This is a genomic window from Telluria sp. ZB4P37, from assembly GCF_059685855.1.
The window spans coordinates 21,710-48,666 of the sequence record NZ_JCASID010000008.1 but is presented as its reverse complement, the minus strand read 5'-3'; the positions used below and the strand labels follow the sequence as shown (position 1 = coordinate 48,666).

Genomic DNA, 26,957 nt, shown 5'->3' with positions numbered 1-26,957 from the left:
TCTGTACTTGGTACATCTGGTACAACTGCCGCTGCTTCTCGCCGATTTTCGCCGGCGTTTGCGTGAACCACTACTCTTAAAACCGTCATCCCGGCGCAGGCCGGGATCCAATTTTTGCCGGCTATTCGCCGAACTTGGGCCCCGGCCTGCGCCGGGGCGACGTTTCAAGGGCAGCGGGCCAGGCCCGAAGGCTGGCGGCCATGCTGGCCCTGCCTAGCTGCTTAGTTACGCTCGAGATCGATGTCGATACCCAGCGAACGGATTTCCTTCACCAGCACGTTGAACGATTCCGGCATGCCGGCGTCGATCACATGGTCGCCCTTGACCAGGTTCTCGTACACCTTGGTGCGGCCGTTCACGTCATCGGACTTCACGGTCAGCATTTCCTGCAGCACGTAGGACGCGCCGTAGGCTTCCAGTGCCCACACTTCCATCTCACCGAAGCGCTGGCCGCCGAACTGGGCTTTACCGCCCAGTGGCTGCTGCGTCACGAGCGAGTAAGGACCGGTCGAACGCGCGTGCATCTTGTCGTCCACCAGGTGGTGCAGCTTCAGCATGTGCATGAAGCCGACGGTGACCTTGCGCTCGAATGCTTCGCCGGTGCGGCCGTCGAACATCGTGACCTGGTTCTTCGACGGGGTCATGCCCAGCTGGGCAGCGATCTCGTCAGGGAATGCCAGGTCCAGCATGCGGCGGATTTCCGTTTCGTGGGCGCCATCGAAGACCGGGGTCGCGAACGGCACGCCGTTCTTGAGGTTCTTCGCCAGGGTCAGGATTTCTTCATCGGAGAAGCTGTCCAGGTCTTCCTTGCGGCCGGTCTCGTTGTAGATCTGGTTCAGGAAGCCGCGCAGTTCTTCCGCTTTCGCCGAAGCACGCAGCATGTCGCCGATACGCAGGCCCAGGCCCTTGGCCGCCCAACCGAGGTGGGTTTCCAGGATCTGGCCGACGTTCATACGCGACGGCACGCCCAGCGGGTTCAGCACGACGTCTGCAGGCGTACCATCGGCCATGAACGGCATGTCTTCCACCGGCACGATACGCGAGACCACACCCTTGTTACCGTGGCGGCCCGCCATCTTGTCGCCCGACTGCAGGCGGCGCTTGACGGCCAGGTAGACCTTGACCATCTTTTGCACGCCAGGCTGCAGCTCGTCGCCTTGCGTGAGCTTCTTGCGCTTCTCTTCGAAGGCCAGGTCGAACTGGTGGCGCTTCTCGTTGATCGATTCCTTGATCGCTTCCAGCGCGTTCGCGGTGTCGTCGTCCGCAGGGCGGATGTCGAACCAGTGGAACTTGTCGAGGTCAGCCAGGTATTCCTGGGTGATCGCGGCGCCCTTGGCCAGCTTCTTCGGACCGCCGTTGACGATCTTGCCGGTCAACATGCGCTCCAGACGCTGGAAGGCATCGCCTTCGACGATACGCATCTGGTCGTTCAGGTCCAGGCGATAGCGCTTGAGTTCATCGTCGATGATCTGCTGGGCGCGCTTGTCGCGCTGGATGCCTTCACGGGTGAAGACCTGGACGTCGATCACGGTGCCGATCATGCCCGATGGCACGCGCAGCGAGGTGTCTTTCACGTCCGATGCTTTTTCGCCGAAGATCGCGCGCAGCAGCTTTTCTTCCGGGGTCAGCTGGGTCTCGCCTTTCGGGGTGACCTTACCGACCAGCACGTCGCCAGCCTGCACTTCGGCGCCGATGTAGACGATGCCCGATTCATCCAGGCGCGCCAGCTGGTTTTCAGCCAGGTTCGAGATGTCGCGGGTGATTTCTTCCGCGCCGAGCTTGGTGTCGCGAGCAACAACCGACAGCTCTTCGATGTGGATCGAGGTGTAACGGTCGTCCTTGACGACGTTTTCCGAGATCAGGATCGAATCCTCAAAGTTCAGGCCGTTCCACGGCATGAACGCCACCAGCATGTTCTGGCCCAGGGCCAGTTCGCCCAGGTCGGTCGATGCGCCGTCGGCAATCACGTCGCCACGGGCAACGCGGTCGCCGACCTGCACGATCGGACGCTGGTTGATGTTGGTGTTCTGGTTCGAACGGGTGTACTTGATCAGGTTGTAGATGTCGACGCCGACTTCGCCCGCGGTTGCTTCGTCGTCGTTGACGCGAATCACCACACGGCCTGCATCGATGTAGTCCACCACGCCGCCACGCAGGGCCTGCACGGTGGTACCCGAGTCGACTGCCACGGTGCGCTCGATGCCGGTACCGACAAAGGCTTTTTCCGGACGCAGGCAAGGCACGGCCTGGCGCTGCATGTTGGCGCCCATCAGTGCACGGTTCGCATCATCGTGTTCCAGGAACGGAATCAGCGAGGCTGCGACCGACACGATCTGGCCTGGCGCCACGTCCATGTACTGGATGCGCTCTGGCGAGACCAGGATGGTTTCGCCGGCTTCGCGCGCCGACACCAGTTCGTCGATCAGCTGGCCCTCTTCATTGATCGCGGCGTTCGCCTGAGCAATGATGTAGCGGCCTTCTTCGATCGCCGACAGGTATTCGATCTTGTCGGTGACCTTGGAACCGTCGACCTTGCGGTACGGGGTTTCCAGGAAGCCGTATTCGTTCAGGCGGGCATACAGTGCCAGCGAGTTGATCAGGCCGATGTTCGGGCCTTCAGGCGTTTCGATCGGGCACACGCGGCCGTAGTGGGTCGGGTGCACGTCGCGCACCTCGAAGCCTGCACGTTCGCGGGTCAAACCGCCCGGTCCAAGAGCCGAGACGCGGCGCTTGTGGGTGACTTCCGACAGCGGGTTGGTCTGGTCCATGAACTGCGACAGCTGCGACGAACCGAAGAACTCGCGGATCGCGGCCGAGATCGGCTTGCTGTTGATCAGGTCATGCGGCATCAGGTTGTCCGCTTCGGCCTGGCCGAGGCGTTCCTTGACGGCGCGTTCCACACGCACCAGGCCGGCGCGGAACTGGTTCTCAGCCAGTTCGCCGACGCAACGCACGCGACGGTTACCCAGGTGATCGATGTCATCGACTTCGCCGCGGCCATTGCGCAGCTCGACGAGGATCTTGATCACGGCCAGGATGTCTTCGTTCGACATCGTCATGGCGCCGGTCAGTTCGTCACGGCCGATACGGCGGTTGAACTTCATGCGGCCGACAGCCGACAGGTCGTAGCGCTCAGGGCTGTAGAACAGGCCGTTGAACAGGGCTTCGACCGATTCTTCGGTTGGCGGTTCGCCAGGACGCATCATGCGGTAGATCGCCACGCGAGCGGCGGTCTGGTCGGCGGTGTCGTCGGTGCGCAGGGTCTGCGAGATGTAGCCGCCCTGGTCCAGGTCGTTCGTGTAGAGCGTCTGGATGTCGGTCACGGAGGCGTCGCGCAGCTTGCCCAGCAGCTCTTCGGTCAGCTCGTCGTTGGCCACGGCGATGACTTCGCCGGTGTCCTGGTCGACGATGTTACGTGCCAGCACGCGGCCGAGCAGGTAGTCTTCTGGAACCGAAATGCTCTTGATGCCGGCAGCTTCGATGTCGCGCACATGCTTGGCATTGATGCGCTTGTCTTTCGTGACGATGGTCTTGCCCGACTTCGGATCGACGATGTCGAAGCGCGCGACTTCGCCGCGCAGGCGTTCGGACACGAACTCCAGCTCGCCGCCTTCATTGCGGAGGGTGAAATTGTCGAAGACGAAGAAGTTCGCCAGGATCTGCTCCGGCGTCATGCCGATGGCCTTCAGCAGGATCGTGACCGGCATCTTGCGGCGGCGGTCGACGCGGAAGAACAGGATGTCCTTCGGGTCGAACTCGAAGTCCAGCCACGAGCCGCGGTAAGGAATGATGCGTGCCGAGAACAGCAGCTTGCCCGAGGAGTGGGTCTTGCCGCGGTCGTGTTCGAAGAACACGCCTGGCGAGCGGTGCAACTGCGAGACGATGACGCGTTCCGTGCCGTTGATCACGAACGAACCGTTCGTGGTCATCAGCGGCAGTTCGCCCATGTAGACTTCCTGCTCTTTCATTTCCTTCACGACCGGCTTGGTCGGCGATTCCTTGTCCAGAATCACCAGACGCACCTTGGCGCGCAGCGGCGAGGCGAAAGTCAGGCCGCGCTGCTGGCATTCTTTCACGTCAAACGCAGGATCGCCCAGCACATAAGAAAGGAACTCGAGACGCGCAAAACCATTGTGCGACACGATAGGGAAGATGGAGCTGAAGGCAGACTGCAGGCCTTCATTCTTGCGTACGGAGGGAACGGCATCCGCTTGCAGGAAATTCTCGTAGGATTCAAGCTGGGTAGCCAGAAGGTAAGGAACGTTGTGAACGTTGGCGCGCTTCGCGAACGACTTGCGAATGCGCTTCTTCTCAGTAAATGAGTAGTGCATGGACACTCCGTGAGTGACAGAAAGGATGAGAATTCAGGAATTGCCAGTGGTGGAAGCGCCACATGCAAGGCCTGAAGCCTCTGCTTTCCCGTCAGGTGAAAAAGGACGAGCTACTGCTGTGTTACGATATTTCCGTCTGCCGCGGTTATTTGTTGCCGTGCGACAGGTATTGCACACGTTTGCCGCAGGGACGACAAAAGAGCCAAAGCAGCACCACCTCCCTTTCGGCAGGTTTCGCAAGCTTTGACTCCCGCGTTGGGCACCGAAGTGCCCAATGCACATGTATTACTTCAGTTCAGCCTTGGCGCCAGCTTCTTCCAGCTTCTTCTTGGCGGCTTCAGCGTCAGCTTTAGGCATGGCTTCTTTCACGGTCTTTGGTGCACCGTCGACCACGTCCTTGGCTTCTTTCAGGCCCAGACCGGTGATTTCACGGACGGCTTTGATGACGCCGACCTTGTTCGCGCCGATTTCGGTCAGCACGACGTTGAACTCGGTCTGCTCTTCGACAGCAGCAGCAGCAGCGCCGCCGCCAGCTGCAGGAGCCGACATTGCAGCTGCCGACACGCCAAACTTCTCTTCGAATGCCTTGACCAGGTCGTTCAGGTCCATGACGGACATTTCGCTCACTGCGTTCAGGATATCGTCTTTGCTAATTGCCATTTGAAACTCCAAATATGTTGTGTGTGTAGTTCAGGTTGGTACTTGAAAAAAAAGGCTGCGCGGCTATTAAGCTGCAGCGGTTTCTTCGGCTGCAGGAGCAGCTTCCGAACCTTCGCCTTTTTTCGCTGCCAGGGCAGCCAGACCACGTGCAAAGCCCGACACCGGAGCCAGCATCACGCCCAACAGCTGCGAGATGAGGACTTCACGCGAAGGAATGCTTGCCAACGCGGTAACGCCAGCTACATCGAGCTGCTTACCTGCGTAGTTACCGGCTTTCACGACCAGTTTGTCGTTGGTTTTAGCGAAATCATTGATGATTTTCGCTGCTGCAACGGCGTCGTCCGAGATCGAATAGATCAGCGGACCGGTCATGGAATCAGCCAGCGAGGCAAACTGCGTGCCTTCGACAGAGCGACGAGCCAGCGTGTTCTTCAGAACACGCAGGTACACGCCCTGGGCACGTGCGGTTGCACGGAGCTTGGTCAAGTGAGCAACCTGGATGCCACGGTACTCAGCCACGACGATCGTTTGCGCGGTTGCTACTTTCGCGGAAACTTCTTCGACGACGACCTTTTTGTCATTCAGATTAAGACCCACGGTCAATCTCCTTAAATGATGGGAACAAAAGCGCTCACATCGGTTCGAACACGGCGTCCGAAGTTAAGAAGCCAATCTGACGCGGATAGATTCACGCAGCGTGGACTACAAAACTTGTTCGGGTACACCATCTGCGTTGGGTGGCCTATTAACCTCCTGCCTGACTGCTGCATTCGGCCCAACGGTCTTTGATTGCCTGCCGGAGCGCTGGTTTGCCCCGACAGCCCAAAGATGCGCTCGGCTATTGCTAGCCGAGACTGAATTTGTTAAGCGGCGATCGAAGCGTGGTCGACGCGGACGCCGGCGCCCATGGTCGACGAGATCGCGACCTTGCGCAGGTACACGCCCTTCGAGGTTGCCGGCTTTGCCTTGTTCAGGGCTTCGATCAGCGCGACCAGGTTGGTCTTGAGCTGGTCGTCCGAGAACGACTTGCGGCCGATGGTAGCGTGGACGATACCAGCCTTGTCGGTGCGGTACTGGACCTGGCCGGCTTTGGCGTTCTTGACCGCGGTAGCGACGTCAGGGGTGACGGTGCCGACCTTCGGGTTAGGCATCAGGCCGCGTGGACCCAGGATCTGGCCCAGGGTACCGACGATACGCATGGTGTCCGGCGAAGCGATCACGATGTCGAATGGCATGTTGCCGGCTTTGACCATCTCAGCCAGGTCTTCCATACCGACGATGTCGGCGCCGGCTGCCTTAGCGGCTTCGGCTTTTTCGCCCGATGCGAAGACAGCGACGCGCACGGTCTTGCCGGTGCCTGCTGGCAGGACGACCGAACCGCGGACCACTTGGTCCGACTTCTTCGGGTCCACGCCCAGCTGCACCGAGACGTCGATCGACTCGTTGAACTTGGCAGTTGCGAATTCCTTGACGATCGACAGAGCGTTGTCGAACGCGTAGACCTTGTTGCGGTCTACTTTAGCTTTCATTTCCTTGACGCGCTTGGACATCTTAGCCATTACACACCCTCCACCGTGATGCCCATCGAACGTGCCGAGCCGGCGATGATACGCACTGCTGCGTCCATGTCTGCTGCGGTCAGGTCCGGCTGCTTGGTTTTTGCGATTTCTTCAGCCTGGGCACGGGTCAGCGTGCCAACCTTGTCGGTATGTGGCTTCGGCGAACCTTTGGTGATGCCAGCGGCTTTCTTGATCAGGTAGGTTGCCGGTGGGGTCTTCATCACGAAGGTGAAGGACTTGTCGGCGAACGCGGTGATCACGACTGGAATCGGCATGCCCGGCTCGAAACCCTGGGTCTGGGCGTTGAACGCCTTGCAGAATTCCATGATGTTCAGGCCGCGCTGACCCAGTGCTGGGCCGATCGGTGGGGATGGGTTTGCTTTACCAGCTGCGACTTGCAGCTTGATAAAACCAATAATCTTCTTGGCCATGGATGGCTCCTAAAATTGGCTTTGAGTAGTAGCGCCCCACCACTACTACTCTGGCGGGGCTCCTCTTACCGGATTCCGCCTTGCTGCTGCGACGCTCCGACTTGGCGTTTAAACTTTTTCGACTTGCCCGAACTCCAGCTCCACCGGAGTTGCGCGCCCGAAGATGGTGACAGACACACGCACCTTCGATTTTTCGTAATTCACTTCCTCGACGTTGCCGTTGAAGTCGGTGAACGGGCCCTCTTTGATCCGGACCTGCTCGCCCACTTCGTACAGCACTTTCGGCCGAGGCTTCTCGACGCCTTCCTGGACCTGCTGCATGATCTTGTCGATCTCGCGCGCCGGGATAGGGGTCGGCTTGTTGCTCTTGCCGCCGATGAAACCGGTCACTTTGCTGGTGTTCTTCACCAGGTGCCAGGTCTCGTCGGTCATTTCCATCTCGACCAGCACATAGCCAGGGAAGAAGCGGCGCTCGGAGACGGCCTTGGTGCCGTTGCGCATTTCGACGACTTCTTCGGTCGGGACCAGGATCTGGCCGAACTGTTCTTGCATGCCGGCGCGCTCGATGCGCTCGGTAAGGGCGCGCATGACGCTCTTTTCCATACCGGAATAGACATGGACGACATACCAGCGCTTGTTGCTGACCGGGACACTCACCGGTGCTGCAGCGTCTTGTGGAATGCCGTCGGCCGGGACTTCACCCGGCACGTTGTCAACGTTATCGCTCATTAGTTTTTCCACCCCAGGACGACGTCGTACAACAGGAATTCGAGAACCTTATCCGTGCCCCACAGGAAAATCGCCGTCACGACCACGAAGGCAAACACGATGCCGGTGATCTGGGTTGCTTCACGACGGGTCGGCCAAACGACCTTCTTGGTTTCACGCACCGATTCCTTGGCGAAGCTCAGGAAATCACGACCGGTGGTGGAGGTCCACAAAAGCAGGACAGCAAAAACTAAACCAGCCAAGAGGGCGCCTGCGGCGACCAAGGCTGGTTTGTTCTGGCCTTTCAGGTAAAAGAACCCGACAACGCCTGCAATCGTGGCAACCACCGCCAGTGCGACCTTGAACTTGTCATTCGAGGTGCTGACAGTTTGCACGGATTGGTTCGACATACTTTTTTTACTTTCGGTGCCTGGCACCAGAATCGGTGGCAGGGGCGGAGGGAATCGAACCCGCGACCTTCGGTTTTGGAGACCGACGCTCTGCCAATTGAGCTACACCCCTACGAAAACTTCTCGCTGAATCCAGCATTATACAGTATGCGTTCGCAGCCTGACAATGCTGTTCGAGGGAAACGGGTCACCGCCTCCCTCTTTCCGTGGCTTATTAGCCCAGGATCTTGGCAACCACGCCGGCGCCGACGGTACGGCCGCCTTCGCGGATAGCGAAACGCAGGCCTTCTTCCATCGCGATCGGGTTGATCAGCTTGACGGTGATCGACACGTTATCGCCTGGCATGACCATTTCCTTGTCCGCTGGCAGCTCGATCGAGCCGGTCACGTCGGTGGTACGGAAATAGAACTGCGGACGGTAGTTGTTGAAGAACGGGGTGTGACGGCCGCCTTCATCTTTCGACAGAACGTAGATCTCGCCGGTGAAGTGGTTGTGCGGCTTGATCGAACCTGGCTTTGCCAGGACCTGACCACGCTGGACGTCTTCACGCTTGGTACCGCGCAGCAGCAGGCCGACGTTGTCGCCAGCTTGACCCTGGTCCAGCAGCTTGCGGAACATTTCCACGCCGGTGCAGATGGTCTTGACGGTGTCGATGATGCCGACGATTTCGATTTCTTCGCCGACCTTGATGATGCCGCGCTCGACACGACCGGTAACGACGGTGCCGCGACCCGAGATCGAGAACACGTCTTCCACTGGCATCAGGAAGGCGCCGTCAACAGCGCGCTCTGGCGTCGGGATGTAGGTGTCGAGTGCATGCGCCAGGGCGATGATGCAGTCTTCGCCCATCTCGCCCGGCTTGCCTTCGAGGGCCATACGTGCCGAACCCTTGATGATTGGCAGGTCGTCGCCTGGGAACTCGTACTTCGACAGAAGCTCGCGGACTTCCATTTCGACCAGTTCCAGCAGTTCTGCGTCGTCGACCAGGTCGCACTTGTTCAGGAAAACGATGATGTATGGAACGCCGACCTGACGCGCCAGCAGGATGTGCTCGCGGGTCTGTGGCATTGGGCCGTCAGCGGCCGAGCACACCAGGATCGCGCCGTCCATCTGCGCAGCACCGGTAATCATGTTCTTGATGTAGTCGGCGTGGCCTGGGCAGTCGACGTGCGCGTAGTGACGGTTTTCGGTCTCGTACTCGACGTGCGCGGTGTTGATGGTGATGCCGCGTGCTTTTTCTTCTGGAGCTGCATCGATCTGGTCGTATGCTTTTGCTTCGCCGCCGAATTTCTTCGACAGGACGGTTGCGATTGCTGCCGTCAGGGTGGTTTTGCCGTGATCAACGTGACCGATGGTGCCGACGTTGACGTGCGGCTTGGTCCGTTCGAATTTACCTTTTGCCATTTGAGACTCCTAACGATATTTTGAGAATTACCAGGCACACCTGACGGGCAGTACAGCGCACTGCCGTTTTTTGAATTCTGGTGCCCTTTACGTGGATTGAACACGTGGCCTCTCCCTTACCAAGGGAGTGCTCTACCACTGAGCTAAAAGGGCTTGTTTTTTGCGGTTTTCTACTTGCACCGCGAACACTGGAGCGGGTGAAGGGAATCGAACCCTCGTCGTAAGCTTGGAAGGCTTCTGCTCTACCATTGAGCTACACCCGCGAGGTACAACTATCAATTCGTCTTCACGACTCTTCTTTTTGGTGGTGGGGGCTGGATTCGAACCAGCGTACTCAGAGAGGGCAGATTTACAGTCTGCTGCCTTTAACCACTCGGCCACCCCACCGCGAAGAACCGCAGAGTATGAAGCAAGCTCAACGTAGTGTCAACTATGTTTCCGCAGACTTTGTCTGCATCGCATAGCAGCGTTGCTTCGGGGCGTGATTGTAACGGTCAGGATGCAAAACCACAAGGGTGATTTCGCGGGAATTGCAGGGAAAGATGGGGAAAGTGGCTGGCTGAGGGCTGGCCGGGCGTTTGCAGGGCGCACGGAGCTGGCTTTGAAGCAGTTTTTTCATCCGTTAGCCTCAAGACCGTCATTCCCGCGAAGGTGGGAATCCAGGTTTTGCGCGCACCGTTAGCGGCTGCGCTCGGCGCTAGTAACTGCCTTACGGAATTGGCTCCCGGCCTGCGCCGGGAGTCATTGCCGTCAGTGGCGGGAATGACGGATTTTAGGGTGTTGGTGGAAAGAATGATGGGGGAGTGCGTGCGAAAACAGGCGGCCCGTGGGCTTACCCCTGCCCCAGCGCCGCCAGCACCTGCCCCTTGAGCGCCTTGATCAGCGCGGTCTCGTCCGGCGGCACGCCTTCCGGCGCCTCCATCGTGCGGTCCGCATAGAACATGCCGAGCTGGGCCTTGCCCACTACCAGCGGCAGCACGATGAAGCTTTTGGCGTCGGGCAGCAGCTTGCGGTGCCAGTCGGGCAGCAGGTCGCGGATCTTGGGGCTGGCCGCGTCCGAGATCATCAGGTCGGCGTCGTTGTCCATGGCCAGGTGGAACAGGTCGCGACCCGTTGCGACAGGAAAGGCAAAGCCGGCCTGCAGGCGCGTGCTGTCTTCGCCCAGCGCCACCCGGGCGCGGAACTGGTTGCTGCGGGCATCCTTCAGGCAGACTGTCGCAAAGCGGAAACCCAGCGCGCCGTACAAGGTCTCGAGTACCGCCAGCACCACGTCGTTGACCTTGCCCTGCCCGGAGGCGCGCAATTGCGTCACGTCCTGCACGCCGGCCAGGAGCAGGTCGCGCGCGTTCTTCGGCTTGCCGCTCGGGTGGAAGCCGCCCTGCTCTTCCTCGCCCGCGTCCAGCGTGGCCAGCAGCAGCACATTGGGCAGGCCGCCTTTCGCGTCCTGCGCCTCGGTCTTGGGCGCCGGCTGCAGGTTCATGCTCTCCATCAGGCCGCGCATGCCTTCCTGCACCGCCTCCAGCAGCGCCTCCATGCGCGCCTTGTCCAGGTCGAGCGCGGCGCCATAGCGGCCCAGCAGCGCCACGGCGTCCGGCGAGCCGGCCGGCTCGTGGGTCTTGGCCAGGAGGCGTGCCACGTCCAGGCCGAAGGAGGCGACCTGGCGCATCCATTCGCCGCGGTTCGCCGCCACCCGCACCGGCGTGAAAGGGAGGGCGGCCTGGGCGCGCACGATGACGTCCGGGATTTTCCATTCGGCCAGCACGGCCTGGGACAGCATGTCGTAGCTGGCGCCCAGGATCATCTGCGAGGCCTGGCCGACTGTGTGCTTGCCGCCCTGGACCAGCGCCCCGATCTCCCGGTAGCGGTCGTGCTCGTGGCTGGCCACCAGCAGCGGACCGATGTTCTTGAACAACGCGCAGATCGCCGCTTCCTCGGCACCCTGGAAGAAGCTGTGGCGCGCCATCTCGCGCCCTACCAGGCTGGCGCACAGCGCCGCTTCCAGCTCGATGCGCACGCTGTCGGCGTGTTCGGAACTGTCGAGCGCGTCGACCAGCAACATCGCCAGCGCGGTGGTCTTGACGTTATCGAAGCCCAGCAGCGAGATCGCGCGCGAGATCGTCGTCACCGCCGTGCCGGAAATGGTGCGGTACTGGATGGTGTTGGACAGGCGCAGGATACGCTGGGTCAGCGCCGGGTCGGACACCACGTAATAGGCCAGGTCGTGGGTGCCCTGGTCGTCGCTCGATGCCATTTCGACCACGCGCGCGATCGAGGCGCCGAGTGCGAACATTTCCTCGTCACCGCAAACCTTGTGCATCAGGGCGGCGCGCACGCGGCGGGTCACGCCTTCCGGCGGCAGTGCAGGGTCGGACATCGATCAGCCTGCTTTCTGTACCGGTGCTTTGACGACGCGGCCCTGCGCATTGCGCTCGTATTTCTTCAGCAGCTGGTGGTGCAGCGCCGCCAGCGCGCCCAGCTTCGGATTGCCCGGGTCGAGCTTGCGCACATTGCCGATCAGGCCGGTCACCTGCTGGCCGAGCTTGTCGTCCCAGCCGTCGTGCTCGATGCAGCGCAGGGCCGCCAGCGCGGCATTGAAGGCCACCGAGGGGTTGTTCGGCAGCTTGCCCGTCGCTTCCAGCATCATGGTGACGGCGCCGCGGAAGTCGCCGCTGCGGGCACGCGCGGCGCCATCGGCGACCAGGTCGACCACGTGCTGGCGGCTTTCCTGCGCCAGCGTGCGCGCCAGGTCCGGGAAGCCGGCCTTTTCCAGCACACCCATGGCGCGCGCCATGCCGGCATCGTTCGCGGCATTGCGCATGACTTCGCGCACCAGCTCGGCGCCGCCCTCTTCCATGTTGTTTTCCAGGCAGGTGCGCGCCAGCTCCAGCTTCAGGTCGGACGACAAGGCCGGCGCATCCCTGCAGGCGCCCAGGGCCGTCGTCAAGGCCTCGTTCAGGCGCGCCTCGTTGCCGGTGTACTCGTGCAGCATCGCCGACGAGATCGCACTGCACAGGGTGGTGTTGGCGCGCCCGCCCATCGAGCGGTCGAGGTCGCGGACCATGGCGGCGGCAGCCACCGGGTCGCCCTTCTTCACCAGGGTGCGCACCAGCCGCACGTGGTCTTCCGGATCGCGGAATTCGGAGTATTTGGCCTTGTTCACCACCTGCTTGAGCGCTGTTTCCGCCGCCTCCAGGTCGCCGGCCTCGGCCGCCGTTTCGCCCAGGGTGCGCAGGCGGCGCACGGCATGCGGCGACACCGCTACCGCTTCCGTCAGCACGGCCTGCGACTTGGCCAGGTCGCCGACGGCCGAATGGGTGCGCGCCAGCCAGTCGTAGGCATCGACGAAATTCTTGTTGGTGTCGACCAGCTCTTCCAGCAGGCCCTTGGCCTCGTCGAACTGCTTGCGGAGGAACAAGGTCTTGGCCAGGCCCAGGCGCGCCCAGGCGATTGCCTTGACGTCGATGAGCTGGCGGTAGATCGGCTCGGCCTGCTCCGGCTCGCCCAGGAACATGTGCAGCTCGGCGCGCAAGCGGAGGAAGTCGACCGAATAGCGCGGATGCAGCGTCTCGCCTTCGATGCAGGCGCCGACCGCGTCGCGCTGGTCGCCTGCTTCCATCAGGGTGTACACCGGCATGAAGGCGGCGCGCTTGTCGAGTGCGCGGGCGATGCGCTCGAGCAGGCGGTCGGCGGTGAACGGTTTTAACACGTAGTCGGTCGGCGCCAGCTCGGCGGCGCTGACGACCTTGCTGTGGTTGCCTTCGGCGGTCACCATGAAAAACATGGTGCTAAGGGGCATCAGCTTGTGGTGGCGCATGTCTTCCAGCAGCTGCTGGCCGTCCTGGCCGCCTTCGAGGTCGTATTCGCACAGGATCAGGTCGAAGCTGCGCAGGGTCAGGTGCTTGACCGCCTGGTTCGACGAGCTGGCATGCTCGATTTTCGTCAGGCCGCACATGTTCAGCATGCTGTGCACATTGGCACGCATGCCCGAGTGGGGCTCGATGATCAGGGCCGTGAGGCCTTCCAGTTCGTTCATTCCAGGTTTTCCGTTGGCCTGCGTTGGGCGTGAGGCAGTCGCTGCATGGGCTGGCTGCGTCGGCCCAGTATATTACGGCTGGGGAACAAAATAGTTGAATTGGGTAAAGACACCGGTCAAACCGGCTGCCGATGCGGGGGAAAAGAGACAGCGCAGCTGGCGCTCAGCCGCCCGGGCCGAAGGCGGCGGCCTGGCGCAGCGGTGCGCGGCGGCCGTTCAGGCATTCCGACTTGGCCCCGCCGATGATGATGTTCTGGTAACGGACTTCGTATTTTCCCGCCGCGAGCTTGTCGATCAGGAAAGTCGTGCGCGGCAGGACGTAGGCGTGGCGCACGTTCGAGCGGCGGTCGAGGTCGTAGAGCTTGACGAAGATCGGCGAGGCATTCGCGCTGTTGTCGACCACGACTTGCATCTCGCTGCCGCCATTGCCGTAGGGGTAGCCCGGCAGGTAGCCGGACTCGGCCGGCCACGGATCGCCGCTCGGGGCGCTCAGGGTCTGCAAATCGGTGGCGCAATCGGGCGCATGGGCCGGCACCACCAGCTGGGTCACGGCCAGCGCCTTGATCTCGGGCGGCGGCTCCTTGCCCTCGCCGCCGAAGCGGCGCGCCCAGCCTTCGGTGCTGGCGTCGGTGCCGAGCTCGTCGGGACGGTCCGTGCGCTCGGGACGCTCGGGACGCTCGACCGCCACCGGATCGGGCTTGCCGGCCCAGGCCAGCGCGGCCGGCAGCTTGGCGCGCGTCGGTTCCACCAGGAAGACTGCCGCGGCGGCTCCGGCCACGAAGCAGCTTGCCAGTCCCAGCCACCAGCGCGGATCGCGCAGCAGGCTGGCGCGGGGACGCGCTTCCGGCGTGCGCGGCTCCCAGCTGTCGGGCCGGGTACGGGGGGCGCCTTCCTCGGCGCCGCTGCTTTCCAGCCACTCGACTTCCCATTCTTCGGAAGCGATCCACTCGTCGTGCTCCTTGCGGCGCACCGGGTCGGACAGGGTGTTGTAGGCGGTATTGACGATCGCCATAATGCGGGCGGCCTTCTCGTCGCCCGGATTCTTGTCGGGATGGTATTTCTGGCTGAGGGCCTTGTATGCCGCACGCACGACTTCCCCCGGCGCGCCGCGCGCGACCTTCAGGTTGTCATAGTGGGTGTGAATCTTGGCCATGGTGTCTCGTGTACGCTGTTCTCGCCGTCGCGTCGATTTTCAAGCCGATTCTACAGCCGATCCGTTGCCGGGCTCCGCAGCAGGGTGGTACAGCTTAGCCGGATTTGTATCCAGAGCGCAAGATGTCAAAAATTCTACAGGCGATGGGTACGGTCCGCCTGTACGATTGCGTCCGGCAAGTCGACGCCCTGCCCCACCACCAGCACCTTGAACAGCTCGCCCATTTCGGCCGGCGACACCAGCTTCTGCATTGCCCTCGCCTGCGGCAGGTAACGCAGCGCATCCTGCGGATCGGTCTCGAGCAGCAGGTCGCCGATCCCGCAGGCCAGCAGGAAGGAAGCCTGGTTCATATAGGCCAGCACCGGCAGGCCGGCATCCTGGGAAGCCAGCGCCATCGCCGTGAAATCGACGTGGGCGGTGATGTCCTGCAGGCCCGGCAGGTAGAAGGGATCCGGGTGGGCATGGTGGCGGTAATGGCACATCAGGGTGCCGCCCGTGCGCTGGTCGACGTAGAACTCGCGCGCCGGGAAGCCGTAGTCGACCAGGATGGCGGCGCCGCGGCCGTGCTTCATCATGCCGGCCAGCGAAGCCATGAAGCCTTCGGCCACCGGGTGGATTTCGGTGACATAGCCTTCCGGCAGGTGGTCGGCATCGGGGATCTGGCGCATCAGCTGGAGCGCCAGCTGCTCGGGGAGCGGCTGCTGCACGAAAGCGAATTTGCCCTCTTCGACCGTCACCATCTGGCGCCGCCAATTACCATCCTTGCGGATGACCAGCTCGACCGGCATGGCGTCGAGCACCTCGTTGGCCAGCACCACGCCGCTGAAGCTGTCCGGGAAGCCATCGACCCAGCGTACCTGCGGCAAATCCTTCAGGGCTTCCTGCTGGCGCGCGCGCAGCTCGCCGGACAATTCGATGATGGTGTACGAATTGACCGTCACGCCCATGCGCTCGAGCGCGGTGAGCACGTCGCGCGCCAGCTTGCCGGTGCCGGCGCCGAATTCGATGATGTCGGGCGCGCTTTGCGCGATAATAGCGGCTGCCGCGCGCCCCAAGCTAGCCCCGAACAGGGGCGAGATTTCCGGCGCCGTCGTGAAATCGCCGCTGGCTCCCAGCTTGGACGCTCCGCCGCTGTAATACCCGAGCCGGGGCGCATACAGCGCCAGTTCCATGAACCGCGAAAACGCCATCGCCCCGCCGAGCTGTTCGATCTCGGCGGCGATCAGTTGTTGCAGGGAGTGGGACGCGGCGAGTGCGTCGGGAGCGGGTGCGGGCAGGGACATGCCGGCATTGTAGCGAAATCAGCCCATACCAACCATTTACGCCCTGTACAGGTTTGACGATGACGCAGTCCGTTCCCACTTCCTCGCCGAAGGTCGCGCTCGTGACGGGCGCCGGCCGGCGCCTGGGCCGCGCGATCGCGCTCGGCCTGGCGGCTGGCGGCTGGGACGTGGCCGTGCATTACCGCCATTCGGAAGCCGAAGCGCGCGAGACGGTCGATGCCGTCCGCGCGCTCGGCCGGCGCGCCGCACTGTTCGGGTGCGACCTGCTCGATGAAGCCGCGGTGCGTGCCCTGCCGGGGCGCGTGGCGACGGAACTGGGCCTGGTTACTTGCGTGGTGAACAACGCATCGTTGTTTGAATACGACAGTGCCACGGCCTTCTCTCCGGCCCTGCTGGCCGCCCACATGGGCGCGAATGTCGCAGCGCCCCTGCTGCTGGCGCAGGCCTTGCACGCCGCGACACCAGCGGGGGCCCAAGCCGTGGTGATCAACCTGCTGGACCAGAAACTGTACAATCTCAACCCGGATTTTCTGTCGTACACGCTGTCGAAAGCGGCGCTGCATGCGGCCACCACGATGCTGGCCCAGGCGCTGGCGCCTTCGGTGCGCGTGGTGGGCGTCGCGCCCGGCATCACGATGGTGTCGGGCGAGCAGACCGAGGAAGGCTTCATGCAGGCGCACCGGCAGACGCCGCTGGGCCGTTCCTCGACCCCACAGGACATCGCCGACGCCGTTGTCTACGCTGCCGGCGCGCGTGCCCTGACCGGCACCACCTTGCTGGTCGACGGCGGCCAGCACTTGCAGCCGTCACACCGCGACGTGATGTTCCTGACCGAACCAAACAGTAACCATTCATAAATAAGGCTTCATTATGCTGTCCGCCCTGACCCACCCGAGCTTGCGCGATTGCCGCCGGCTGTTCCTGCGCAATTACGAAGTGATGATCAATATCGGCGTGCATGACTTCGAAAAGAAGGCGGAACAGCGCGTCCTGATCAACGTCGACCTGTTCATCCCGCTCGAGCAATCGACCCCGAAGGCCGACCAGCTGTCGGAAGTGGTCGACTACGACTTCATGCGCGACACCATCGCCAAGCGGGTTTCGAAAGGCCACATCCACCTGCAGGAAACCCTGTGCGACGACGTGGTCAAGGCCATGCTGACCCATCCACGTGTACGCGGCGCGCGCGTCTCGACCATGAAGCCGGACGTCTACCCGGACTGCGAAGGCGTGGGCTGCGAAGTGTTCCAGGTGAAGGAAGAAGCATGAGCGAAGCAGACCTCGACCAGCTGGGCGTGAGCGCCAAGACGATGGAAAAGATCGCCCACGAGAACAACAAGCTGCACAAGCGCCTGTGCCGCCTCGTGGGCCAGGCGATCGGCGACTTCAACATGATCGAAGACGGCGACAAGGTGATGGTCTGCCTGTCGGGCGGCAAGGACAGCTATGCGCTGCTGGACATCCTGCTGACCCTGCGCGAGCGCGCGCCGATCCACTTCGACATCGTCGCGGTGAACCTCGACCAGAAGCAGCCGAACTTCCCGGCCGACATCCTGCCGGCCTACCTGGACAAGCTCGGCGTGGACTACCACATCGAAAACCAGGACACCTACAGCATCGTCAAGCGCCTGATCCCGGAAGGCAAGACCACCTGCTCGCTGTGCTCGCGCCTGCGCCGCGGCATCCTGTATCGCGTGGCGGATGAACTCGGCTGCAACAAGATCGCCCTCGGCCACCACCGAGATGACATCCTCGAAACCTTCTTCCTGAACATGTTCTTCGGCGGGAAGCTGAAGGGGATGCCGGCAAAACTGGTCTCCGACGACGGCAAGCACATGGTGATCCGCCCGCTGGCCTATGTGAAGGAAGCCGATACCGAGCGCTATGCCGAAGTGAAGGGCTTCCCGATCATCCCGTGCGATTTGTGCGGCTCGCAGGAAAACCTGCAGAGGAAGCAAATCAAGGCGATGCTGCGCGGCTGGGAAAAGACGCACCCGGGGCGCGTGGACAACATCTTCTCGTCGCTGTCGACCGTGGTGCCGTCTCACCTGCAGGACCGCAATCTGTTCGGGTTCATGGACCTGAAGACGGATGGGGTGCCGAATCCGCTGGGCGATATCGCGTTTGACGAGGAGCCGTGCTCGACGCCGGCGGCGAACACGATTTCGCTGACCCAGCTGTAATCGCGAAGGCGCGACGTCGCAGGAACAGGCAGGGGCATGCTACCCTGCCTTTTTTTTCGTCCCGATCGATAAGAGGATCCCAATGAAACTGCCTGCCCGCCTGTTCCGCCACCTGTCCCTGAGCCTGGCCCTGCTTGCCCCTGTCGCCGCGATGGCCGAGCCGAGCGCCATCTACCTGGTGCGCCATGGCGAGAAGATGAGCGAGAGCGGCGACCCGGAGCTGTCCCCACAGGGCCGGGCGCGGGCGCAGCATGTGGCCACCTTGCTGCACCGCGTGGGTATCACCGGCATTTTCCATACGCCGACCAATCGCACACGCCAGACTGCGGAGCCGCTGGCGCAGAAAACCGGGCTGGCCGTGCAGGTCTACGATCCGCGCAATCCGAAGGCGCTGGTGGAGAAGGTGAAGGGCTTGAGCGGTGCGGTGCTGGTGGTGGGGCATTCGAATACCCTGCCCGAGCTGGTGCGGCTGTTCGGCGGGGCGCCGGGGGCGGATATCGGGGATAACGAGTATGACCGGCTGTATCAGCTGACGCCAGGGGTGGGCGGTGCGGTGAATACGGTGTTGTTTACGACGCCGTGATCGACGTCGTCACCGAAGTCGTGCAGGCGATGAAGTCAATCACCTAAACCAACGTCATTCCCGCGCATGCGCGGGAATGACGGTCTTTGAGGTAATGGTGCTAATCGCTGTTCGTTCGACGGATTCGACGCCCTTCACTATCAGGGCGCGACATCCGTCCTCAGCACCGGATACAGGTTGAACCGCTCATCCCACGACGCGTGGCGCTTGGCAAAGAACTCCAGCCTTGCCTGCGCATTCTTCGCAAACGCCGGATCGCTCTCGACCCGGCGCTTGAATTCCGCAGCCAGTGCCGGATCGGCCGCCATCTGCTCGCGCGCCACGTCCTCGGCCACGTACTCTTCCATGTATTCCTTGCGCTCGTAGGCGTTGTTGAAGAAGCCCCAGGCCAGCAGCGAGTCCGGCGCCTGCGGCTCCAGCATCGCCACCACCAGGCGCGCTTTCGGCTGCGCCACCGGGACGAACAGCGAACCACGCGCGACCAGCCGCGGCTCGACTTTCCAGGCGCCTTCCAGCGTCAGGCGCTGGTGCGATTCGAACGAGGTCGCGCCGAAGACCGCCTTGTCGGCGCGGAAAGTCTCGACCTGCGCTTGTGGAAGCGCCTTGTCCAGCTTGCGGAAAGCGATGTCGTGCTGCGCCAGCTTGGCCGCGACGATGTCGGCGTAGGCTACCGGCACGATGTAACCGGCGCGCGGCGCGTTCACCTGGCGGTCGGCCACGACTTCATCGCGCAGCGGCACGCGCCAGACCTGCGGTTTGGTTTCGTCGTAGCGGGTCATCAGGATGCCCGAGACCTCGGAGGGCGTACGCGTGTATTCGTAGCCCTGGAAGTCGACCATGGTGGTTTTGTCGGTGGTGCGGTAGTTCAGCGCCACCGGGGTCCCGGCCAGCTTGGCGGCGCGGGCATCGGCTGCCAGCGCGGCCTGCTGCCACTCCTTGCCATGCTTCGCGACCTGCTCCAGCACCGAGATCACGCTGTTGTGGGTGATGCGCACGCGGGTCGGGTAATCCTTCCACGAGTGGGTCTCGACCAGCATCGTCATCCGGTTACGCAGCGGGAAGTAGCCGGTCGAGAAGCGCGGGTCCGAGGCGCCGTCGATGAAGCCCGATTGCGGGTCGTCGGTCTTGGCAAACGACATGTAGTAGGACTGCGGCGTCGAGCCCTGCTTGGCGATATCGGCGATCACGTTGGTGCGTAGCGCGAGGCCGGCCTGGCGGAATGCCGGGTCGCCCGTATACACCGGCTCGACCTGGATCGAGACGTCGTGCTGGAACTTGGCGCCGTCGGTCACGTGCAGGTCGACATAGGTCAGCGGGTCCCAAGCGTTCACGAGCTTCAACATCGCCTGCATTTCCGGCGCATCGGCCTTCACGTAGTCGCGATTCAGGTTGAAGTTCTGGGCCGTGGTGCGCCAGCCCATTTCGACCGGGCCGCGCTGGTTCGGGCGGTTCCATTTGCCGAAGCGCTCGTGGCCGTCCACGTTGAACACGGGGACGAAGACCAGCACCTGCTTGCTTAGTGTGCCCTTCGCGAGCTTGCCCTCGAGGGTTTCGCGCAGCGCCAGGAAGCCGGCATCCTTGCCGTCGATTTCGCCGGCGTGGATGCCGCCCTGGATCAGGGTCACCGGCAGTCCCTGCTTCTTCGCCGCCTGCGCCGTGAACGCGCCGGTGTTCGAAGCGACCAGCGCCATCATCGGGCGCCCTTCCGGCGTCCTTCCGAACTCGATGCATTTCACCTGCTTCGGATAGGCCTTCTGGAAGTCGCCGCACAGCTTGATGACTTCATCGTAGCGGCCGGTGGCCTGGAAGCCCGAGCGTTCCGAGACGGTCGTGAGCTTGGGGGCGGCATGGGAGAGTGGAACGGCAGCCAGCAGGGCCAGCAGTAAGGCGGGACGGATCATCGAGGAAAGCTCCGGCAATTGTTCAAGTGACAAAGCTGAAGATTATAGACCCGTTTCCAGAATGAAATCGGCCCGGCAGCTTGCGCTGGCCGGGCCGGTTACCAGGACTGCAAAAATTACTGGCGCGGCTTGGTATAGATCGAGATTTCCTTCACCTGCGGACGCACGATCTCCATCGGCACATTCCGGGCGCGGCTGCTCGAGGTCGGGCAGGTGCCGGTCTGGCGGTAGGCCAGTGCGGCGGCCAGCAGGCCTTCGGCAGGGTCGCCGACCGGACGCGAGAGGTCGTCGGCCACCTGGCAGGTCGGCGCCAGGCCGTCTGCGTAATCGCCAACGCCCTTGTTGTTCACGCCCTTGAACTCGATCGAGAAATAGGTCGTGCCGCAGTTCGGGAGCGGCGTGAAGCCATACGGCTTGCCGCAGGTCTGGCCGCCGATCAGGTTCACCTCGATGTCGGCGCCGCGCAGGCCGTTGATTACCGATTCGCTGGCCGAGCAGCTGCCCGAGGTGGTCAGGATGGTGACACGCCTCAAGCCCAGGGTGGGCAGCGCCGTGCCCGAACGCACCGGGTTGGGCGAACTGAAGCCGTAGGCGGTGGACAGGAAGGGAATCGGATCCTGCGGCGCCGTCTTGTCATTGAACTGCTGGCGCTCGAAGACCTTGCCGCGGGTCGCATCCGGCCCGGCGATCATGTACGACAATTCGCTCGCGACGTACAGCAGGCCGCCGCCGTTGTAGCGCAAATCGAGCACCAGGTCGGTCACGGCCGAAGCCTTGAGGGTGGTGAAGGCATCGACCAGCTGGCGCTCCGACACCGCGTTGAAGGTCTCGAAACTGAGGTAGCCGACCTTGCCGGTCGGGGTGTCGAGCACCTTCACGTTCTTCACAGGCTGGACGCTCACCTCGGCGGCCGTCATCGTGACATCGAACGTGATCCCGCCACGCTGGAAGCTGAAATTGTGCGGCGTGCCTGCCGCTGTCGGGAACAGGCCTTCGTTAATGCGCCGCACCAGGTCGGGATCACCCGCGTTGACGAAATCGATCCCGTCCACCTTGGTCAGCATGTCGCCCCGCTGCAGGCCGGCGGCAGCGCCCGGCGAACCCGGCTCGACCAGCGTGACCAGCCAGGTACGCGGGATGTTGGCGCCGGTATTGCGCTTGAAGGTAAGGCCATAGCCCAGGTCCAGGCCCGCCGTTGTCATCTTCTCCCACTCCTCGGTGGCGTAGGTGAAGTGATAACGGTCCTTGGCCGCGCCCGACTCGGTCAGGGCCGGGGTCTTGAGCACGTTGAAATAATCGATGGCATTGCTGAAGTCCGCCATCTTGTAGGTGTTCGGGACTTCGTTGTACCAGAGATAGAAACGGTGGGTCCAGGCGCGCAGGAACTTCAGCTCGTCGAGCAGCGTGCCCTGCTTGTCAGGGAAAGCCTTGCCCTGGAAATCCAGGCCGGTGCGCGGGGCGGCGCATTTGTTCCAGTATTGGAAGGCGTCGCCCAGCGTGCTTGCATCGATGTCGGCCGCGGTCTGCCCGCCGGGCGTCGGCGCCGGCGGCGTCACCGGGGTCGTGGTCGGGGGCGGCTGCTGGGACGACTGGTCGGGACGGATGCCGACACCAGGCGAGCCACCGCCGCCACCGCAACCGGCGAGGACGACGCTTGCAGCGAACAGGGAAGCAATCAGGCGGGGTGCGGTCGTCACGCGACCAGGGGCGGATGGCGATGTCATGCGCCTGATTATAGACGCGGCTGCCCGGGCGGAGTGCAACCAACTGTAACAGTCGGGGCTGTGGAACAACAAGAAATGCTAAGGAGAATGACAGCTTGATACGACCGGGCGGGCCGGCCGTATCAAGCTGTCATCAAAGCGTCCTCAAGCTGCGCGCGGAGCGGCGCCGGCAGGCAGGTGGAAGGCAGCCAGCAGCGCCGCTTCCTTCTGCTTGGCCGTCACCAGATGGCGCTCCTTCACGTGGCCATAGCCGCGGATGTCTTCCGGGATGCTGGCAATCGCCACCGCCTGCGACAGGTTATCGGCGGTGAGCTTGGGCAGCAGCGCTTCGACGGTCTTGCGGTATTCCCCGATCAGCGCACGCTCGGTGCGGCGCTCGGCGGTATAACCGAAGATGTCGAACGGGGTGCCGCGCAGGCCCTTGAGCTTGGCCAGCACGCCGAAGGCCCCCATCATCCACGAACCGAATTCCTGCTTGATTGCGCGGCCTTGCTTGTCATGCCTGGCCAGCAGCGGCGGCGCCAGGTGGTACTTGATCTTGATGTCGCCTTCGAACATGTTGGCGATCTTTTCCTTGAAGGCTGGATCAGTATGCAGGCGGGCGACTTCGTATTCGTCCTTGTAGGCCATCAGCTTGTAGAAGTAGCGCGCCACGGCTTCGGCCATGCGCGTCCCCTTGCCAAGCCTGGCTTCCTCGGCGCGCACCTGGTCCACGAAGGCCTTGTACTGCGCGGCGTAGGCGGCGTTCTGGTAGGCGGTGAGCAGCTCGACCCGGCGGTTGACGATGTCGTCCAGGCTCTCGGTGCGCTTGAACTCGATCACCTGGGCCGGGGTGGTCAGCTTCTTGACCGAGGCCAGGTCGTGCGCGGCGGTGCGGCCCCAGTTGAAGGCGGCTTTGTTGAACGGCACCGATACGCCATTGAGTTCGATCGCCTTCATCAGCGAGGATTCCAGCAGCGGCACACGGCCCTTCTGGAACGCGTAGCCCAGCATGAACATATTGGTCGCGATCGAGTCGCCCATCAGGGCGGTGGCGATCTGGCCGGCGTCGACGAAGTCCACGTTTTGCGCGCCGCAGGCCATCTGAATCGCACCCCGCGAGCCTTCGCCCGGGAACTGCCAGTCCGGGTTCTTGACGAATGCGGCGGTGGTGGAGGTGGTGGCGTTGACGGCGGCCCAGGTACGGCCTTCGCCCATGCGGCTGAGCGCATCGCGGCTGGCGGCGACGATCTGGTCGCAACCGATCACGAGGTCGGCGCTGCCGGTGCCGACGCGGGTCGAGTGCAGGTCGGACTGGTTCTGCGCCAGGCGCACATGCGACATCACCGGACCGCCCTTCTGGGCCAGGCCGCTCTGGTCGAGCACGATCGCGCCCTTGCCTTCGACGTGGGCTGCCACGGCCAGGATCTGGCCGACGGTGACCACGCCGGTGCCGCCGACGCCGGCGACCAGGATGCCGAACGGCGCGCTGATCGATGGGACCAGTGGTTCAGGCAGCACAGGCGGTGCGGCTTCGCTGCTGGCCGCCTTCTTCGGCTTCTTCAGGCCACCGCCTTCGACGGTCACGAAGCTCGGGCAAAAGCCCGACACGCAGGAGAAATCCTTGTTGCACGAAGACTGGTTGATCTGGCGCTTGCGGCCCAGTTCCGTTTCCAGCGGCTCGACCGACAGGCAGTTCGACTGCACCGAGCAGTCGCCGCAGCCTTCGCAGACCGCCTCGTTGATCACGGCGCGCTTGGCCGGGTCGGGGAACTCGCCTTTTTTCCGGCGGCGGCGCTTTTCCGACGCACAGGTCTGGTCGTAGATGACGGCGGTTACGCCCGGCAGTTCGCGCAGCTCGCGCTGGACGTCCATCAGTTCCGAACGGTGGCGCACGGTGACGCCTTCCGCCCAGGCGTAATCGTCCGGGTATTTTTCCGGCTCGTCGGTGACGACGATGATCGGGCCCACGCCTTCGGCGGCAATCTGGCGCGTGATCATGCCCGGATCGAGCGGGCCGTCGACGTTCTGGCCGCCGGTCATCGCGACCGCGTCGTTGTACAGGATCTTGTAGGTGATGTTGACCTTCGCGGCCACGGCCGCGCGGATCGCCAGGATGCCCGAGTGGAAATAGGTGCCGTCACCGAGGTTGACGAACACGTGTTTTTCACTCGTGAACGGCGACTGGCCGATCCAGGTCGTGCCTTCGGCGCCCATATGGGTGAAGGTGGAGGTCTCGCGGTCCATCCACAGCACCATGTAGTGGCAGCCGATGCCTGCCATGGCGCGCGAGCCTTCCGGCACCTTGGTCGAGCTGTTGTGCGGGCAGCCGGAGCAGAAGTAAGGGATGCGGTCGGTTTCCGGATTGGCCTTGGCCGGGATGTTGCGCAGCACCAGTTCCTTGGCTTCCAGGAAGGCGATACGTTCCTTCACGCGCTGCTCGACCGGGTGGCCGGCGCAGTAGTGCGAGATGCGCGAGGCGATGGCGCGGGCGATCTGGGCCGGGTTCAGCTCGTAGGTGGCCGGCAGCAGCCAGTCGCCGTGGCCCATGCGATCTTTATTGCTCCACTCGCCGGTGTCGTCGAACTTGCCGACCACGCGCGGGCGCTGGGCATCCGGCAGGTTGTACAGGGCTTCCTTCAGCGCGTATTCCATCACCTGACGCTTTTCCTCGACCACCAGGATCTCGTCCAGGCCGCGCGCGAATTCGTGCACGCCTTCGGATTCGAGCGGCCAGGTCATGCCGACCTTGTACAGGCGCAGGCCGATGTCGCGTGCCGCCTGCTCGTCGATGCCGAGGTCGGCCAGCGCCTGGCGCGTGTCGACATAGCTCTTGCCGGCGGTAATGATGCCGATCTTCGGCTGCGGGCTGTCCCAGATGATCTTGTTGAGCTTGTTCGCACGGGCGTAGGCCAGCGCGGCATACCACTTGAAGTTGCTCATGCGGACTTCCTGGTCCAGCACGGCGTCAGGCCAGCGGATGTTCAGGCCGCCCTGCGGCAGTTCGAAGTCGGTCGGGAGCTGGATCTGGACGCGGTCCGGATCGAGGTCGACCACGGCGCCCGATTCGATGATGTCGGTCACGCATTTCATCGACACCCACAGGCCGGTGTAGCGGCTCATGGCCCAGGCGTGCAGGCCGTAGTCGATGTATTCCTGCACCGACGACGGATACAGTACCGGGATGCCGCAGTGGGTCAGGATGTGGTCGGACTGGTGCGCGGTGGAGGACGATTTCGCCGCATGGTCGTCGCCGGCAAGCACCAGCACGCCGCCATGCTTGGCGGAGCCGGCATTGTTGCCGTGTTTAAAAACGTCGCCGCAACGGTCCACGCCCGGGCCCTTGCCGTACCACATGGCAAACACGCCGTCGTACAGCGCGTCCTTGTACAAATTGGTCTGCTGGGTACCCCAGACGGCGGTCGCCGCCAGGTCTTCGTTCATGCCCGGGTGGAACTTGACGTGGTGGGCGTCGAGGTGCTTCTTCGCCTTCATCGCGGTCTGGTCGACGGAGGTGACCGGCGAACCGCGGTAGCCGGTAATGTAGCCGGCGGTATTCAGGCCGGCTTTCAGGTCGCGCTCGCGCTGCAGCATCGGCAGGCGGATCAGGGCCTGGGTACCCGTCATGAAGGCACGGCCGCGCTCGAGCGTCCACTTGTCGTCAAGGGTGATGTCGTGCTGAGGCTGCGCAAAATTGGCGCGGTCGATGGGTGCGTTCATGCGGTGTCTCCGTATTTTTTCGCTAGGGGCTTCAAGACGCATGCAGTGGACTCTTGGTGGTCGTCATGGCACGCGCGGCTGGGCTGGACCAGCCTCCTCCCGTATGGCGCACAGTATAGTCCTGCCCTTCCGGCATTAAATTCCAAACAATTCACCCCGCCAGATGATTTGCGCAATAAAATTGCCGGGTTCGCGAATTCACCGAGGAAATCATGTCAAAAATCGAGCTCGACAAGACCGACCGCAAAATCCTGGCGGTCCTGCAGACGGACGGGCGCCTGTCCAACCAGGACGTGGCCGAGCGCGTCAACCTGTCGCCCTCCCCCTGCCTGCGCCGTATCAAACGCCTGGAAGAGGCCGGCGTGATCCGCCAGTACGTGGCGCTGGTCGACCCCGACAAGATCGGCCTCGGACTGCTGGCCTATGTGAACGTGCGGCTGGAAAAGCACAGCGAAGTGGCAGGCGGCGCACGCGGCACGCCGGGGCTGCCGGCGACCTCGCCGCGCAATGATTTCGCGGTGTCGGTCGGGACCTGGCCGGAAGTGGTGGCCTGCTATGCGATGACGGGGGAGATGGATTTCCTGCTGCGGGTGCACGTCGAGGACATGGACCACTTCTCGCGCTTCATGATGGGGACCTTGCTGAAGCATCCGGCGGTGCTGGATGTGAAGTCGAGTTTTGCCTTGCAGAGGATTAAGGAAACGACGGCGTTGCCGGTGGTGGGGTGAGGTGATGGTGTGGGGGCAAGCCGGCCGCATTTGGTAGCGTCCAGCTAACGTTTCCCTTCACCCCTACCCTCAGGGCCGTCATCCCGGCGTAGGCCGGGATTCAATTTCCTGTAAAACCCCGGGTGCAAGCAAACCCCAACGTCACGCGACGAAATCAGGTTCCCGC

The 26,957-nt window shown here is 63.0% G+C and carries 20 protein-coding genes and 4 tRNA genes; 5 read left to right on the top strand and 19 right to left on the bottom strand.

Annotated elements, in window-relative coordinates:
* Positions 1-221: 221 nt before the first annotated feature.
* From rpoB to AC56K1_RS14075, 16 genes are all read right to left on the bottom strand, one after another.
* Entirely contained in the window at positions 222-4,331 is a 4,110-nt protein-coding gene (gene rpoB, locus AC56K1_RS14150; protein WP_497158466.1) for a DNA-directed RNA polymerase subunit beta, read from the bottom strand.
* A gap of 285 nt (positions 4,332-4,616) precedes the next feature.
* A complete protein-coding gene (rplL, locus tag AC56K1_RS14145) occupies positions 4,617-4,991 on the bottom strand; it encodes a 50S ribosomal protein L7/L12 (protein WP_497158465.1) in 375 nt (124 codons plus the stop codon).
* A gap of 66 nt (positions 4,992-5,057) precedes the next feature.
* Entirely contained in the window at positions 5,058-5,588 is a 531-nt protein-coding gene (rplJ, locus tag AC56K1_RS14140; RefSeq protein ID WP_489876071.1) for a 50S ribosomal protein L10, read from the bottom strand.
* A 266-nt stretch (positions 5,589-5,854) separates the two neighbouring features.
* Positions 5,855-6,550, bottom strand: a complete 696-nt coding sequence (gene rplA / locus AC56K1_RS14135) for a 50S ribosomal protein L1 (RefSeq protein WP_497158464.1) — start codon at positions 6,548-6,550, stop codon at positions 5,855-5,857.
* Entirely contained in the window at positions 6,550-6,981 is a 432-nt protein-coding gene (rplK, locus tag AC56K1_RS14130) for a 50S ribosomal protein L11 (protein ID WP_020653552.1), read from the bottom strand. Before rplK ends, rplA begins: the two co-directional genes overlap by 1 nt.
* A gap of 108 nt (positions 6,982-7,089) precedes the next feature.
* Positions 7,090-7,710: a transcription termination/antitermination protein NusG gene (nusG, locus tag AC56K1_RS14125; protein ID WP_171085302.1), complete on the bottom strand. Its 621-nt coding sequence runs from the start codon at positions 7,708-7,710 to the stop codon at positions 7,090-7,092.
* On the bottom strand, positions 7,710-8,099 hold the full coding sequence (gene secE, locus AC56K1_RS14120; RefSeq protein WP_171085303.1) for a preprotein translocase subunit SecE: 390 nt from the start codon (positions 8,097-8,099) through the stop codon (positions 7,710-7,712). The genes nusG and secE overlap by 1 nt, the downstream gene beginning before the upstream one ends.
* A 36-nt stretch (positions 8,100-8,135) precedes the next feature.
* Positions 8,136-8,211 (bottom strand) — tRNA-Trp (locus AC56K1_RS14115).
* A gap of 102 nt (positions 8,212-8,313) precedes the next feature.
* On the bottom strand, positions 8,314-9,504 hold the full coding sequence (tuf, locus tag AC56K1_RS14110) for an elongation factor Tu (protein ID WP_497158463.1): 1,191 nt from the start codon (positions 9,502-9,504) through the stop codon (positions 8,314-8,316).
* Between the two features lie 78 nt (positions 9,505-9,582).
* A tRNA-Thr gene (locus AC56K1_RS14105) sits at positions 9,583-9,657 on the bottom strand.
* Positions 9,658-9,693: 36 nt separating this feature from the next.
* Positions 9,694-9,767 (bottom strand) — tRNA-Gly (locus AC56K1_RS14100).
* A 39-nt stretch (positions 9,768-9,806) separates the two neighbouring features.
* Positions 9,807-9,891: transfer RNA gene (locus AC56K1_RS14095), tRNA-Tyr, on the bottom strand.
* Positions 9,892-10,336: 445 nt separating this feature from the next.
* Positions 10,337-11,878: an HDOD domain-containing protein gene (locus tag AC56K1_RS14090; protein ID WP_497158462.1), complete on the bottom strand. Its 1,542-nt coding sequence runs from the start codon at positions 11,876-11,878 to the stop codon at positions 10,337-10,339.
* A 3-nt stretch (positions 11,879-11,881) separates the two neighbouring features.
* On the bottom strand, positions 11,882-13,537 hold the full coding sequence (locus tag AC56K1_RS14085; protein WP_497158461.1) for a response regulator: 1,656 nt from the start codon (positions 13,535-13,537) through the stop codon (positions 11,882-11,884).
* A 163-nt stretch (positions 13,538-13,700) separates the two neighbouring features.
* Entirely contained in the window at positions 13,701-14,690 is a 990-nt protein-coding gene (locus AC56K1_RS14080) for a J domain-containing protein (RefSeq protein WP_497158460.1), read from the bottom strand.
* Positions 14,691-14,824: 134 nt separating this feature from the next.
* The gene (locus AC56K1_RS14075) at positions 14,825-15,973 is read right to left on the bottom strand and encodes a class I SAM-dependent methyltransferase (protein WP_497158459.1); all 1,149 of its coding nucleotides are present in this window, start codon (positions 15,971-15,973) and stop codon (positions 14,825-14,827) included.
* 59 nt (positions 15,974-16,032) lie between these two features.
* Here AC56K1_RS14075 and AC56K1_RS14070 point away from each other — a divergent pair, with 59 nt between their 5' ends.
* The 4 genes from AC56K1_RS14070 to AC56K1_RS14055 all read left to right on the top strand — a co-directional run bounded on the left by AC56K1_RS14070 (position 16,033) and on the right by AC56K1_RS14055 (position 18,739).
* The gene (locus AC56K1_RS14070; RefSeq protein WP_497158458.1) at positions 16,033-16,830 is read left to right on the top strand and encodes an SDR family oxidoreductase; all 798 of its coding nucleotides are present in this window, start codon (positions 16,033-16,035) and stop codon (positions 16,828-16,830) included.
* A gap of 13 nt (positions 16,831-16,843) precedes the next feature.
* Positions 16,844-17,242 carry a dihydroneopterin aldolase gene (locus tag AC56K1_RS14065; RefSeq protein ID WP_497158457.1) on the top strand — a complete coding sequence of 133 codons (399 nt, stop codon included), beginning with the start codon at positions 16,844-16,846 and terminating at the stop codon, positions 17,240-17,242.
* Positions 17,239-18,156 carry a tRNA 2-thiocytidine(32) synthetase TtcA gene (gene ttcA / locus AC56K1_RS14060; protein WP_497158456.1) on the top strand — a complete coding sequence of 306 codons (918 nt, stop codon included), beginning with the start codon at positions 17,239-17,241 and terminating at the stop codon, positions 18,154-18,156. The genes AC56K1_RS14065 and ttcA overlap by 4 nt, the downstream gene beginning before the upstream one ends.
* 82 nt (positions 18,157-18,238) lie before the next feature.
* Positions 18,239-18,739 (top strand): SixA phosphatase family protein, encoded by a 501-nt coding sequence (locus tag AC56K1_RS14055; protein WP_497158455.1) that lies wholly within the window; start codon positions 18,239-18,241, stop codon positions 18,737-18,739.
* Between the two features lie 140 nt (positions 18,740-18,879).
* Here AC56K1_RS14055 and AC56K1_RS14050 read toward each other — a convergent pair whose 3' ends face one another.
* From AC56K1_RS14050 to AC56K1_RS14040, 3 genes are all read right to left on the bottom strand, one after another.
* Entirely contained in the window at positions 18,880-20,640 is a 1,761-nt protein-coding gene (locus AC56K1_RS14050; RefSeq protein ID WP_497158454.1) for a M14 family metallopeptidase, read from the bottom strand.
* 116 nt (positions 20,641-20,756) lie between these two features.
* Entirely contained in the window at positions 20,757-22,337 is a 1,581-nt protein-coding gene (locus tag AC56K1_RS14045) for a S41 family peptidase (RefSeq protein ID WP_497158453.1), read from the bottom strand.
* A 171-nt stretch (positions 22,338-22,508) separates the two neighbouring features.
* On the bottom strand, positions 22,509-26,063 hold the full coding sequence (locus AC56K1_RS14040) for an indolepyruvate ferredoxin oxidoreductase family protein (protein ID WP_497158452.1): 3,555 nt from the start codon (positions 26,061-26,063) through the stop codon (positions 22,509-22,511).
* Between the two features lie 212 nt (positions 26,064-26,275).
* Here AC56K1_RS14040 and AC56K1_RS14035 point away from each other — a divergent pair, with 212 nt between their 5' ends.
* A complete protein-coding gene (locus AC56K1_RS14035) occupies positions 26,276-26,791 on the top strand; it encodes an Lrp/AsnC family transcriptional regulator (protein ID WP_489875153.1) in 516 nt (171 codons plus the stop codon).
* Positions 26,792-26,957 lie beyond the last annotated feature (166 nt).

Excerpts from the sequence above, each read along its gene's own strand:
- AC56K1_RS14055 (WP_497158455.1), top strand. The coding sequence starts at position 18,239 with ATGAAACTGCCTGCCCGCCTGTTCCGCCACCTGTCCCTGAGCCTGGCC.
- nusG (WP_171085302.1), bottom strand. The coding sequence starts at position 7,710 with ATGAGCGATAACGTTGACAACGTGCCGGGTGAAGTCCCGGCCGACGGC.
- AC56K1_RS14080 (WP_497158460.1), bottom strand. The coding sequence starts at position 14,690 with ATGGCCAAGATTCACACCCACTATGACAACCTGAAGGTCGCGCGCGGC.
- AC56K1_RS14065 (WP_497158457.1), top strand. The coding sequence starts at position 16,844 with ATGCTGTCCGCCCTGACCCACCCGAGCTTGCGCGATTGCCGCCGGCTG.
- rpoB (WP_497158466.1), bottom strand. The coding sequence starts at position 4,331 with ATGCACTACTCATTTACTGAGAAGAAGCGCATTCGCAAGTCGTTCGCG.
- AC56K1_RS14070 (WP_497158458.1), top strand. The coding sequence starts at position 16,033 with ATGACGCAGTCCGTTCCCACTTCCTCGCCGAAGGTCGCGCTCGTGACG.
- rplL (WP_497158465.1), bottom strand. The coding sequence starts at position 4,991 with ATGGCAATTAGCAAAGACGATATCCTGAACGCAGTGAGCGAAATGTCC.
- AC56K1_RS14090 (WP_497158462.1), bottom strand. The coding sequence starts at position 11,878 with ATGTCCGACCCTGCACTGCCGCCGGAAGGCGTGACCCGCCGCGTGCGC.
- rplK (WP_020653552.1), bottom strand. The coding sequence starts at position 6,981 with ATGGCCAAGAAGATTATTGGTTTTATCAAGCTGCAAGTCGCAGCTGGT.
- AC56K1_RS14040 (WP_497158452.1), bottom strand. The coding sequence starts at position 26,063 with ATGAACGCACCCATCGACCGCGCCAATTTTGCGCAGCCTCAGCACGAC.
- ttcA (WP_497158456.1), top strand. The coding sequence starts at position 17,239 with ATGAGCGAAGCAGACCTCGACCAGCTGGGCGTGAGCGCCAAGACGATG.
- tuf (WP_497158463.1), bottom strand. The coding sequence starts at position 9,504 with ATGGCAAAAGGTAAATTCGAACGGACCAAGCCGCACGTCAACGTCGGC.
- AC56K1_RS14075 (WP_497158459.1), bottom strand. The coding sequence starts at position 15,973 with ATGTCCCTGCCCGCACCCGCTCCCGACGCACTCGCCGCGTCCCACTCC.
- AC56K1_RS14085 (WP_497158461.1), bottom strand. The coding sequence starts at position 13,537 with ATGAACGAACTGGAAGGCCTCACGGCCCTGATCATCGAGCCCCACTCG.
- AC56K1_RS14050 (WP_497158454.1), bottom strand. The coding sequence starts at position 20,640 with ATGATCCGTCCCGCCTTACTGCTGGCCCTGCTGGCTGCCGTTCCACTC.
- rplA (WP_497158464.1), bottom strand. The coding sequence starts at position 6,550 with ATGGCTAAGATGTCCAAGCGCGTCAAGGAAATGAAAGCTAAAGTAGAC.
- AC56K1_RS14035 (WP_489875153.1), top strand. The coding sequence starts at position 26,276 with ATGTCAAAAATCGAGCTCGACAAGACCGACCGCAAAATCCTGGCGGTC.
- secE (WP_171085303.1), bottom strand. The coding sequence starts at position 8,099 with ATGTCGAACCAATCCGTGCAAACTGTCAGCACCTCGAATGACAAGTTC.